Origin of the sequence: Streptomyces yokosukanensis (assembly GCF_001514035.1) — a bacterium.
GTDB lineage: Bacteria > Actinomycetota > Actinomycetes > Streptomycetales > Streptomycetaceae > Streptomyces > Streptomyces yokosukanensis.
Genome location: NZ_KQ948242.1, coordinates 16,312 through 28,319, shown reverse-complemented (window position 1 = coordinate 28,319; position 12,008 = coordinate 16,312). Strand labels below are relative to the sequence as shown.

Here is a 12,008-nt window from a genome sequence, read left to right as displayed (position 1 = left end):
GGTCACCAGAACCGTCCCCGACGGAGACCAGGAACCCTCGGCCCGGGCCGCGCGCACCAGACGACGACCGAACACACCAGAAGACCGCACAGCCACCTGGTCCTCGACCCCACCCAGGACCGCAACCAGCCGGCCCATGGCCCGCTCGTCCCACACCTCCGGCAGATCGACCAGACCACCCCAACGCTCCGGAACCTCCAGAGCCGCCACCCGACCCAGACCCCACACCTGCGCCTGAACCGCAGACACCAACGTGTCCGAACGACCCACACTCACCGCACCACGGGTCACACACCACAACGGCGCAGTCACCCGGACGTCACCCAGCGCCTGGACCAGGGCAGCCGTCGGCAGAACACCCGCAGCCTCATCCAACGCCAGCAACGACACCACACCAGCCACCGAACCGGCACCAGCACCAGCACCAGCACCAGCCAGCAGATCGGCCAGCCCCGCACGATCCGTACCCGGCTCCACCACAACCCGGCGCACCCCAGCGCCACACCCAGCCAGCGCCTCCACCACAGCCGAGTCATCCACACCCGCAGCCGGCACCACGACCAGCCACTCACCATCCAACACACCGGCAGACACCGCCGTCAGCGGCTTCCACGACACCCGATAACGCCAGCCATCCACCTCGGACTGGGTCCGTACCCGGCGGCGCCACGCCGACAAGGCCGGTACCACCTCGCTCAGGGGCTGGTCGCCGTCCGTGTCCAATTCGAGGGCGGCGGCCAGCGCGGCCACGTCCTCGTGCTCGACGGCGTCCCAGAACTCGCTGTCGGCGGGGTCCGTCCCGCGCGGCCCGGCGGCGGTCTGCCCGGCGGCCTCGGGGCGGGCGTTCATCCAGTACCGCCGACGCTGGAAGGGGTACGTCGGCAGCTCCACCCGCTGCGCGCCCGTACCGGCGTAGAAGGCGGACCAGTCCACGTCCGCGCCCTGGACGAACATCCGGGCGACGGCGTCGAGCAGGGTGGCGGCCTCGGGACGGCCCGAGCGCAGTCCGGCGGCAAAGACGGGTGCCACCGCCGTGGTGTCCCGGGTGTCGGTGGAGGCGGGGAGACAGTCCTGGGCCATGGCCGTGAGGACGGGGTCGGGGCCGAGTTCAAGGAAGGAGTCGGCGCCACGGGCCCGCATCGTGCGGACGCCGTCGAGGAAGCGGACGCCGTCGCGGACGTGCCGGACCCAGTGCTCGGGGTCGGCCAGTTCGGCAGCGGTGGCCGTGGTGCCGGTGAGGAGGGAGACGACGGGCAGGGTGGGGGTGCCGTACTCCAGGACCTGCGCGACGCGGCGGAACTCGTCGAGCATGCCGTCCATGTGCGGGGAGTGGAAGGCGTGGCTGACGGTGAGGCGTTTGGTCTTGCGGCCCTGGGCCTCGAAGGCCTCGGCGACGGCGACGGCCGCGTCCTCGTCGCCGGCGATCACGACGGCCTGTGGTCCGTTGACGGCGGCGACGCTGAGCCGGTCCGCCGTCAGGAGCGGCAGGACCTCGTCCTCCGACGCCTGGACGGCGATCATCACGCCACCACCCGGCAGCGCCTGCATCAGGCGGCCGCGCGCAGCCACCAGCGCGCACGCGTCCTCCAGCGAGAAGACGCCCGCGACGTGCGCGGCAGCGATCTCGCCGACGGAGTGACCGGCGACGAGCGACGGCCGCAGTCCCCAGGACTCGACGAGGCGGAACAGCGCCACCTCGATCGCGAAGAGGGCGGGCTGGGTGTAGGCGGTCTCGTGCAGGAGGGCTGCAGCGGGGGTGCCTTCGGCGGCGAACAGGACGTCGAGCAGCGGGAGTTCGAGCTGCTCGTCCAGGTACCAGGCGGCGTTGTCGAGGGCGTCCGCGAACACCGGGTGGGACAGGTACAGTTCGCGGCCCATGCCGAGGCGTTGGCTGCCCTGGCCGGTGAAGAGGACGGCGGAGCGGCCGGTGGCCGGGGTGCCGTGGACGACGGCGGGTGCATCGGTTCCGTGGGCGAGGGCGCGCAGGGCGTGCTGGAGGGCGGTGCGGTCGTCGCCGAGGACGACGGCGCGGTGGTCGAAGCGGCCTCGGGTGGTGGCGAGGGAGTGGCCGAGGTCGAGGGGAGCGGCGTCGGGGTGGGTGTCGATCCAGTCGCCGAGGCGGCGGGCCGCGGCGCGCAGGGCCTCGGGGTTCTTGGCGGACAGGGCCAAGGGCAGCGGGCCGGGCAGCTGCGCCGCCTCCTGCCCGGCGGCGGAGTCGTCCTGCGGCGCGCTTGTTGTCGCGGCCTCCGGCTCCTCGATGATGGCGTGGGCGTTGGTGCCGCTCATGCCGAACGACGAGACGCCCGCCCGGCGCGGGGCGTCGGGCGAGGCCGGCCAGTCCACGGCCTCGGTCAGCAGGGAGACGGCTCCGGCCTCCCAGTCGACGTGCGGGGTCGGCTCGTCGACGTGCAGGGTCTTGGGCAGCACCCTGTGCCGCATCGCCATGACCATCTTGATGACGCCGGCGACACCCGCGGCGGCCTGGGTGTGGCCGATGTTCGACTTCAGCGAGCCGAGCCACAGCGGCCGGTCCCCCGCGCGGTCCTGCCCGTACGTGGCCAGCAGCGCCTGGGCCTCGATCGGGTCGCCCAGTCGCGTACCCGTACCGTGCGCTTCGACGACGTCCACGTCGGCGGCGGTCAGTCCGGCGTTGGCGAGGGCCTGACGGATGACGCGCTGCTGGGCGGGGCCGCTGGGGGCGGTCAGGCCGTTGCTGGCGCCGTCCTGGTTGATCGCGGTGCCGCGGACGACGGCCAGGACCTGGTGGCCGTTGCGGCGGGCATCGGAGAGGCGTTCGACGACCAGCATGCCGACGCCCTCGCCCCACGCGGTGCCGTCGGCGGCGGCCGCGAAGGGCTTGCAGCGGCCGTCCGGGGCGAGACCGCGCTGGCGGCTGAAGGAGACGAAGGAGCCGGGGCTCGCCATGACGGCGACGCCGCCGGCGAGGGCCAGGGAGCATTCGCCGGTGCGCAGGGCCTGGACGGCGAGGTGCAGGGCGGCGAGCGAGGAGGAGCAGGCCGTGTCGACGGTGACCGTGGGGCCTTCGAAGCCGAAGGTGTAGGCGATGCGGCCGGAGGCGACGCTGGCGGCGTTGCCGGTGACGAGGTAGCCCTCGAAGCCGTCCGCGGCGTCTTCGAGGCGGGGGCCGTATTCCTGCGTCTCGGCGCCGACGAATACGCCGACCTGGCCGCCGCGGAGTCCGGCGGGGTCGAGGCCGGCCCGGTCGAAGGCTTCCCAGGAGGTCTCCAGCAGCAGGCGCTGCTGCGGGTCCATGGCGAGGGCCTCGCGCGGGGATATCCCGAAGAACGCGGCGTCGAATTCGTCGGCGTCGTGGAGGAATCCGCCTTCGCGGGTGTACGTGGTGCCGGACTGGTCGGGGTCGGTGTCGTACAGGGAGTCGAGGTTCCAGCCGCGTCCGGTGGGGAATTCAGAAATGGCGTCGGCGCCGTCGGCGCAGAGTTCCCAGAGCGCTTCGGGGGAATGCACGCCGCCGGGGAATCGGCAGCCGATGCCGACGATGGCTATCGGTTCATCGCTGTTGATCGCGGCGGTGACGGGGGCCTCGGCGGGGGCGGTCAGTCCCAGCAGTTGCGTGTGGATCCGGCGGGCGAGGTGGTCCGGGGTGGGGTGGTCGAAGGCCAGTGTGACGGGCAGGCGCAGGCCCGTTCCGGCGACAAGCCGGGCGTGCAGGTCGACGGCGGCGAGCGAGTCGAAGCCGAGGTCGAGGAAGGAGCGATGCGGGTCGAGGGTGGCGGGCGCGGAGTCGCGCAGGGCGGCGGTGACCAGCGAGGAGACCCAGTCGAGGAGCTCGGTGTGCTGTTCGCCCGAGGTCAGTCCGGCGAGCCGCTGGCGCCAGTCTTCCCGGAGGTCGGCGGCACTGATGCTGTCGGTTTCACCCTGGGTTCCGCCCGAATGGGAGGCGCCGTCGATTTCGGCTGCGAAATCCTGGGAATCGTTCAACATCGTGCGCTCCATCACTCCGTGCACAGAAACCTGAGACCAGTGATGACCCTGGCACGGAGGAGTCGCCCCAGAAACCCCTGTCGCTCCCCTAGGGGCCCCTATGCGGGGGCCTTTACAGGGGTTTTGGATACCTCTACGGGCGCAACCGAATCATGATGCTCCCGGCACGCGGAAAATTGCAAGAACTCCGAAGAATAAATTACGGACGGGGAAAGGGGAAAACAGAGGAGGGGCGGTCGCGGGGACCGCGCCTCCTCCCGGGGGTTCGCCAGTTGGTCTAGGGGCGGCGTTCGATGAACGGCGCCAGCAGGCCGGGGGTGGCCTCCTCGGCGAGGGCGAGGCCGTCGGAGACCCCTACATCGCGGACCTTGTAGACGCCGTTGCCCACGGCGGTAGCGGCACCCAGGGTGAGCAGTCCGGCGCGGCGCTGGAAGGCGGACCGGGTGATCGACCAGCCGATGATGCCGTCGCGCTGGAAGGCGACGGTGCGGCGGGTGAAGGTGCCGGCCCGGGTGACGAGGTAGGGGCCGTGCAGGGCGTGGCCGAGGCTGCGGTAGGCGTCGTGGGCGAAGGCGGTGCCGATCAGGAACAGGATGACGCCGGTGATCCAGCCGGTGTGGACGAGGACCGGGGTGAGCCACAGGCCGAGGCCGATGAACGGGGCGGCGAGCAGGGCGGCCCAGATCAGAGCGCGGTTGATCCTGCGCCGCAGGGCGGTCCGGGGGTGGGCGGCGAGATCGGCGGCGGTCGTCGGGGAGACGGTCTCGTCGAGGACGTCGGCGGCGATCTCGCGGGCCAGGGCGACGGGGACGGGCGGGGTGAGGCGGCTGCGGCTGCTGTTCTCGTCCTCGTCGCCGAGGCCGCTGGCGACGGCCTTGACCCGGGCGCCACGGGCCCAGCGCAGCAGCAGGGGTTCGGCGACCTCGACGCCGCGCAGGCGCTGTTCCTCGATGCTGACCGAGCGCGTGATGAGCAGGCCGCGGCGGACGCGGAGCATGCCCGGTTCGTCGCGGTCGAGGCGGTAGCCGCTCCAGCCCTCGATGAAGGTGGCGGTGGAGCCGACGACGCCCATGAGGATGAGGACCAGCAGGGTGACGAGGATGCCGTACCAGAGGGGTACTGAGCCGAAGTGTGCCTCGATGTCCTTGACGATGCCGAGTTCCAGCGGGTCGATCTTCATCTCGTGCAGGGTGCGGTAGACGCTTCCGACGGCGATGAAGACGCCGCCGACGCCCCAGAGGGTCAGGGGGGCGTAGCGCAGCCAGGCCCAGTCGAGTTCGGCGACGGTGGTGTCGGTGCCGGGGTCGGCGGGGGCCAGGCCGTGGCGGGCCTGGCGGAGTTCGCTGAGTTGCCGGTGGAGCGCGGTGGCGTCGTGGAGGGCGAGGCCGTCCAGGGACAGGCCGCCGGAGGCGGAGCCCTGGTGGCCGGTGGCGACCTTCAGGGAGGTGAGGCCGAAGATCCGGTGGAGGGGGTTGGCGGTCAGGTCGACGCTGCGGATGCGGTCGACGGGGACGGAGCGCTCGCTGCGGAAGAAGTACCCCTTGTGGAGTTCCACGCGGTCGCCGGTGATCCGGTAGCGGGTGGTGAAGTACCGCATCAGGCTGATGCCGGCGATGACGAGGCAGGTGATGAGGAACGAGGCGCAGGTGATCAGGACCTGGAGGGTGACCTTGCCGCCGCTGAGGGCGGTGGTGGCGCCGAAGGTGGCCAAGGGAGCGACCACCACGCTCAGGTTGACGAGGATCAGGCGGGGGTTGAGGCGTCCCCAGGTGCCGTCCGAGGTCCCCCCGGTGATGTGCGGCGCCGTGCTGTCGAGGCTCATGTGGCGTCTCCGGGTACGGCCTGGGTGGACCGGGTCAGGTGTTCCACGAGTTCGGTGGCGGTCCGGTGGTCGAGCCCCTTGATCTTCACGGCGCCTGCGGAGGAGGCGCTGGTGACGGTGATCCCGGAAAGCTTGAACAGTTGCTGGAGCGGGCCTCGGAGCATGTCGACGGTCTGGACGCGGGAGAGGGGGACGACCCGCCAGCGCTGCCAGAGCCAGCCGGAGGCGGCGTAGACGGCCTCGTCGGTCGCCTCCCAGCGGTGGACCCGGTAGCGCCACATCGGCATGACACCCATGTAGAGGAGGCCGGGGACGAGGGCGACGAGGAAGAGCGGGCCGAAGACGAAGCGGGCCGGTGCGATGGTGAGCCAGAGCACGCCGAAGACGAGTGGCAGCGGCAGGGCGAAGAGGGACGACTGGAGGGTCCACCAGCCGATGGCGCGGCTCTCGACGCGGTGGCGAGGCGGACGGAGCCTCAGTTCTTGGTTGTCTAGCACTGCTTCACCCTTGTTCCTGAGCGGTCGTGGATCGTCGCCGTCAACGCGTGCCGCGCTGTCGCCGGTGAGCGCGGCCGGCATCGGCATCGGTGTCGTCGTCGGTCGCTGCTGCGGCGACGGGGGCGGGGGCGGTCGCGGCTCGGACGGCGCGCAGCCGGGACTGCAGCACCGCGGTGCGGGCCGTCACCATCGACAGCGACATCAGGGCGAGCGCGCTGATGAGGACGTTGCTGCCGCTGAGCTGGTAGTCGGTGGTGAACCGGGTCATGCGTGCGGCGAACCAGTGCTCGCACCCGTAGGCGAAGAGGATCTGGCCCGCGCACACCAGGATCCAGACCGCCGCGTGTCCGGGTCCGCCGGTGCTGCGGATGTCCCCGGCCTGGTCGCTGTGGGCGCCGAGCAGGGAGCTTGCGACGAGGCCGCAGATCGCCCCGATTCCGATCCCGGCGAGGTGCAGCGACATGTCGTTGCCCGACGTCGGGAAGGAGTCCACGCAGACGGCGACGGCGAGGACGGCCACCAGTGTGGGGGCGGCGGTCCTCACGGCGGTGATCCGCCGGTTGCCGGAGTCGGTCGCAAGGATGACACCCAGGATCGACCCGCAGGTGATGAGTGCCGTCGTGAACTGGCCCACGTGCCCGAACCCGCCCTTTCCGCTGTCCTCGAAGTCCGTCGTTCCTTCCTGGTTTCCACGGTAGGCGGGGCGTTGCGGGCGGCGGGACGGCCGATCGGTGGGACCGGCTGTCCACCGATCGACGGACACGTGCGGGGGCGTGGTAGGACTGGTGCCGTGCACATACACCCCGAGGAGACGCAGGCAGGGCCGAAGGGTGAGGGGCCGGACCCGCGGACGGCCGCGGACTACGGCCCCGATTCCGGGAGCCGCTGGTTCGGCCTGTGGGACGGCTATTTCGCGATCTCGTACCTCGTCACCGTCATTCTGCTCTTCACCTCCGTCGAGAGCCAGGCCCACCGCGCGCTGTCCGTCGGTGCGCTGACCCTGATGGTGCCCTGGTACGCGGGGCTGGGGCGGCGGCTGATGATGAACCGGTCGAAGGACCGGCGGAGCGTCGTGTTCTCCGTCGGGCTGTTCGTGCTGTTCGCCACGGCCGGTCTGCTCGATCTGGCGGCTTCCTTCGCGCTGTTCGCGGTCGTGCCGATGCTGATGATGAGCCTGTCGACGCCGCCCGCGATCGTGCTGGTGGTGTTGGCGAACGTGTGGCCGGTGACGGTGGTGTGGCTGCGGGGCGGGGAGTTCGATCCGCACATCCTGTCGGTGCTGCCGATCTCGCTGCTCGGGATCGCGCTGTCGGTGCTGCTCGGGCTGTGGATCACACGGGTGGTGCGGCAGAGCGCCGACCGGGCGGCGCTGATCGGCGAGTTGCGGCGCAGCCGTGAGCGGGAGGCGCGGCTGTCGCACCAGGCGGGGATCTCCGCGGAGCGGGAGCGGCTCGCCCGGGAGATCCACGACACGCTGGCGCAGAGCCTGACCAGCATCATCGGGCTGGTGCAGGCCGCCGACTCGGACGTGGTCGCCCATCCGGAGCGGGCCCGCAGCCGGCTCGGGCTGGCCGGGCGGGTCGCCCAGGACAGTCTGGCGGAGGCCCGTGGTTTCGTCTCGGCGCTGACTCCGCCGCCGCTGCGGGAGAGTTCGCTGGTGCAGGCCGTACGCCGGCAGGCGGACCTGCTCCAGGAGGAGACGGGTCTGGTGGTGCGGTGCACGGCGCGGGGCGAGGAGCAGCCGCTGCCGATGGCGGTGAGCGTCGTGCTGCTGCGCTCCGCACAGGAGGCGTTCGCCAATGTGCGCAAGCACGCGCGGGGCGCCCGTAGGGTGGAGGTGCTGGTGGCGTACGCGCCGGACGCGGTACGGCTCGTGGTCCGCGACGACGGCCCCGGCTTCGCGGTGGACACCTCGCCGGACGCCCCGCGGGACGCGGAGGGCGACGGCGGGCAGAGCGGCTTCGGGCTGCGCGGGATGCGCGCCCGGGTGGAGGAGATCGGCGGAATGGCAGAGGTCAGCAGCGGCCCGGGTACGGGCACGGTCATCGAGGTGCTGGTGCCGCTGGGCCCGGTGGGACAGGAGTCGGCCGGTGAGTGAGCGCGGGCCGATCGGGGTGTTGCTGGTCGACGACCATCCGGTGGTCCGGGAGGGCCTGTCGGCGATGCTGGAGCTGGACGAGGGCATCAGGGTCGTGGGGCAGGCGGGTTCGGGCGAGGAGGCAGTGCTCCTGGCGGCGCGGCTGCGGCCGGGCATCGTCCTGCTGGACCTGCGGATGGGTGCGATGGACGGGGTGACGGCGACGGGCCACATCCTGCGGGAGTCACCGGGGACCAAGGTCGTCATCGTCACTACGTACGAGGACGACGCGGACATCCTGCGGGCGGTGGAGGCCGGTGCGGCCGGGTACCTGCTCAAGGGCAGTTCCCGCGAGGAGCTGGTGCACGCGGTGAAGGCGGCGGCGCGCGGCGAGACGGTGCTGACGCCGTCGCTGGCGCCGAAGCTGTTCCGGGCACGGGTGGTGGAGGCGCCGGTGCTGTCGGAGCGGGAGCGGGACGTGCTGCAGCTGGTCCGGCAGGGCCTGACCAACGCGGACATCGGTCGGCGGCTGTTCATCAGCGAGGCGACGGTGAAGACGCATCTGCTGCGGGCGTTCAAGAAGCTGTCGGTGTCGGACCGCACGGCGGCGGTGATCACGGCCCTGGAGCGGGGCCTGCTGTCCTGACGGCCTCGGACCGGCGCCCCTTCTGCCGGGACGCCTTCCGCCGGGGAACCTCCGGCCCGGGCCCCGCGCTCCGGCCGGGCCGCCAGGCTCAGGCGATCTCCGGCAGCCGCAGGTCCCACAGCCGGGCCGGCAGGTCCCGGCGCCGCTTGACCTTCAGCTTGCGGTAGATCCGGGTCAGGTGCTGCTCGACCGTGGAGACGGTGACGTACAGCTTAGTGGCGATCTCCCGGTTGGTGTGGCCGCGGACGGCGAGCAGGGCCACCCGGGCCTCCGCCTCGGAGAGCACCTCCGCCTCCCGGGGCGGTTCCGCCTCGCGCCCGGTGGTGACGGGCTCCCCGTCGTCCTGGCCGCGGGTGAACTGTTGACACAGGGGCTGCGCCCCGCAGGACTTGGCGACGTGCCAGGCCTTGCGGACGAACATCCGGGCCCGGTTGTAGTCCCCGGCGGCGCGGTGGGCGCTGCCCAGTTCGCCCAGGGCCCGGGCGAGTTGGAGCCGGTCCTCGCCCTGTTCGAGGAGTTCGACGGCTTCGGTGAGCCGCTTCAGCCGGTACGCGAGGTCGCCGCTGGTCCGGGCGAGCGCATACAGCAGGTGTCCGCGCGGCTGGACGCCGGAGGGGCCGGCCTCGCGCTGCTCGTGCTGCTCGACGTACTCGCGGGCACGGGCCACGTTGCCGATGGCGAGCCAGGCCTCGGCGGCGTCCAGCCGCCAGGGGGCCAGCTCGGCGGCGTCCATGCCCCAGGCCTGCATGAGTTCACCGCAGGTGAGGAAGTCTCGCAGCGCGGCGTGATAGCGGCCGGTGGCGAGGTGGCAGCGGCCCCGGGCGCGGAGGTAGTGCAGGCCGAGCTGCGTCTCCAGCATCAGTTCGGGAACGGGCTGTTCGAGCAGGGCCATCGCTTCGGCGAGGTTGCCCATCTGGGTCTCGGCCTCGATGAGGACGGCGAGGGGCAGGGCGATTCCGGCGCCCCAGCACTGCGTGGAGATCAGCGACATGGCCTGCCGGGCCTGGGCGGCCGCGCCGGGCAGGTCGCCCTGGCGGAGGGCGACTTCGGCCCGGACGACGCCGAGGGCGGCCTGCCAGGCCGGGGCGTTGCGGGCGGAGCACTCGGCGAGGAGCCGGTCGGTCCAGGTGAGAGCGAGGTCGAGGCGACCCGCGTAGACCAGGGCCAGAACGGCCAGGACGAGGGGGGTGAGGGTGCAGTCGCTGAGGTGGTAGCGCTGCAGCACCCGGGTGGCCTCGGCGACGGCCGTGTCGCCCGGGCCGCCGCGCAGGGCGGTGCGCAGGGCCTCTGCGGCGGGCAGGTGGGCGTCCTCGGGCATGTCGTAGGGGGCGGCGGTGCCGAGGGCGGCGGGCGCGGGCCGGGCGGTGAGGCCGGGTCCGTCGGCGGTGAACGTCTCACGGACCGGGGGGCTGACCAGGGAGAGCCAGCTCTGCGCAGCGGCGAGGGTGGCGGGGGCGTAGGCGAAGGGCTGCCCGGCTTCCTCGGCCTGTTGCACGGCCGTCTGCAGGCGGCGTACGGCCTCAGCGGCCGGGCGGGCCTCGCCCATCCAGGCGAGGCAGGACACGGCATGCAGCAGGTCGCGGTCGCTGAGGCGGCCGGCAGAGAACTCCCGGGACAGCTGGCGCAGGTGTCCTTCGGCGGCGACGGGGCTGCTGCGCCAGACGATGCTGACGAGGCGGGACTTCAGGGCGGTGCGGCGCGAGCCTTCGGGGCAGGAGTCGACGGCGAGTTCGCCGCAGCTCAGGGCGAACTGGGGGTCGTCCTCGACGAGGGCGTACTCGGCCGCTTCCTGCAGGACGGGGATCGCCCATTCCTCGGCCGGCTTGCGGGTGGCGACGAGGTGGCGGGCTATGTCGAGGGCGGCGGCGCCCTCCTCGTGCAGGAGGCGGGCGGCACGCTGGTGGAGCGCGGACAGCGCTCCGGGCGGGGCCGCGGCCAGGACCGCGGCGCGGGTGGCGGTCATGCGGAAGGCGCCGTCGCGCAGGAGGCCGCAGCGGGTGAGGTCCTGGACGGCGAGTTCGACAGCGCGGACGTGGACGTCGGTGATGCGGGCCACGAGGGACGTGGGGGCGGCGGCGCCGAGGACGGCGATGCCGCGGGCGACGGCCAGCATGTCGGGGTCGCCGCGGTGCAGGCAGTCCAGGACGGCGCGTTCGAAGGTCTCGGCTGGGGCGAGCTGCTGGAAGGGCTCGCTGTCGCCGAGGGCGGCGAGGCCGTCCTCCAGGAGTGCCTTGACCAGGAGGGGGTTTCCGCCGGTGGTGTCGTGGCAGTCTGCGGCGAGCCGTCCTGCGGCGGCCGTGGAGAAGGGGCCGGACAGGATGCGCGCGGTGCCGTCCGCGGAGAGCAGCGGCAGGCTGATGGCGGTGCAGTGGGGCTGGCGGCGCAGTTCGGCGTGGAAGTCGAGCTGGGCGGGCAGCAGACGGACGCCCTCGGTGAGGACCATCAGGACGCCGGACTGCCGGATGCGCCGGGCCAGGCAGAGCAGGAAGGCGCGGGAGAGCTCGTCGCCATGGTGGACGTCGTCGACGGCGATGACGACGGTGCGGTCGCGGGCGACGCGGAGGAGGGAGGCGCAGACGTGCGGCAGGACGCGCATGCCGACCTCGACGGCGGCCGCGGTGTCGCCGGGGTCCATGGCCTGGGCGGCGACGCCGTCGAGGAGGGCGGTGGCCTCGGCGTGGACGGCGGGGTCGAGGGGGGCGGCGCCGTCGAGGATGCGGCGCAGGATGCCGAAGAAGAGGTAGCGCTCGGCACGGTATCCGGCGGCCTCCAGGACCAGCGCTCCCAAGGAGATGGCCTCCTCGGTGAAACGTTCGAGCAGGACCGTCTTGCCAGCGGCGATCGGCCCACTGATGACGGCGACGCGGCCGCGGCCCCCGCGGGCGCTCCCGAGCAGGTCGTTCAGCGTCTCCCACTGCTTCTCACGCTCGACGAGCCTTGTCACGACTGCGTTCCCTTCCCCGGGAATGTACGGATATGCGCCCTGCGCACGGGTCCTGCGTT

At 72.5% G+C, this 12,008-nt stretch carries 7 protein-coding genes; 2 read left to right on the top strand and 5 right to left on the bottom strand.

What is annotated here, in order from left to right; translation table 11 throughout:
• The 4 genes from AQI95_RS42430 to AQI95_RS42415 form a co-directional block, all read right to left on the bottom strand.
• The coding region (locus AQI95_RS42430) for a type I polyketide synthase (RefSeq protein ID WP_159056714.1) at positions 1 to 3,975 on the bottom strand (3,975 nt) is incomplete at its 3' end.
• 265 nt (positions 3,976 to 4,240) lie between these two features.
• Complete coding sequence (locus AQI95_RS42425; protein WP_067136624.1) at positions 4,241 to 5,785, bottom strand: PH domain-containing protein; 1,545 nt, start codon at positions 5,783 to 5,785, stop codon at positions 4,241 to 4,243.
• Complete coding sequence (locus AQI95_RS42420; RefSeq protein WP_067136634.1) at positions 5,782 to 6,282, bottom strand: PH domain-containing protein; 501 nt, start codon at positions 6,280 to 6,282, stop codon at positions 5,782 to 5,784. Before AQI95_RS42420 ends, AQI95_RS42425 begins: the two co-directional genes overlap by 4 nt.
• A gap of 40 nt (positions 6,283 to 6,322) precedes the next feature.
• A complete protein-coding gene (locus AQI95_RS42415) occupies positions 6,323 to 7,045 on the bottom strand; it encodes a hypothetical protein (RefSeq protein WP_208614410.1) in 723 nt (240 codons plus the stop codon).
• Positions 7,046 to 7,072: 27 nt separating this feature from the next.
• Between AQI95_RS42415 and AQI95_RS42410 the strand changes: the two genes are divergently transcribed.
• Together AQI95_RS42410 and AQI95_RS42405 are read left to right on the top strand one after the other, a co-directional pair.
• Positions 7,073 to 8,380 carry a sensor histidine kinase gene (locus AQI95_RS42410; protein WP_244189079.1) on the top strand — a complete coding sequence of 436 codons (1,308 nt, stop codon included), beginning with the start codon at positions 7,073 to 7,075 and terminating at the stop codon, positions 8,378 to 8,380.
• Positions 8,373 to 9,005, top strand: coding sequence for a response regulator (locus AQI95_RS42405; RefSeq protein WP_079071958.1), 633 nt, complete (start codon positions 8,373 to 8,375; stop codon positions 9,003 to 9,005). Before AQI95_RS42410 ends, AQI95_RS42405 begins: the two co-directional genes overlap by 8 nt.
• A gap of 88 nt (positions 9,006 to 9,093) precedes the next feature.
• Here AQI95_RS42405 and AQI95_RS50015 read toward each other — a convergent pair whose 3' ends face one another.
• Positions 9,094 to 11,949 carry a helix-turn-helix transcriptional regulator gene (locus AQI95_RS50015; RefSeq protein ID WP_067136620.1) on the bottom strand — a complete coding sequence of 952 codons (2,856 nt, stop codon included), beginning with the start codon at positions 11,947 to 11,949 and terminating at the stop codon, positions 9,094 to 9,096.
• Positions 11,950 to 12,008: the final 59 nt, after the last annotated feature.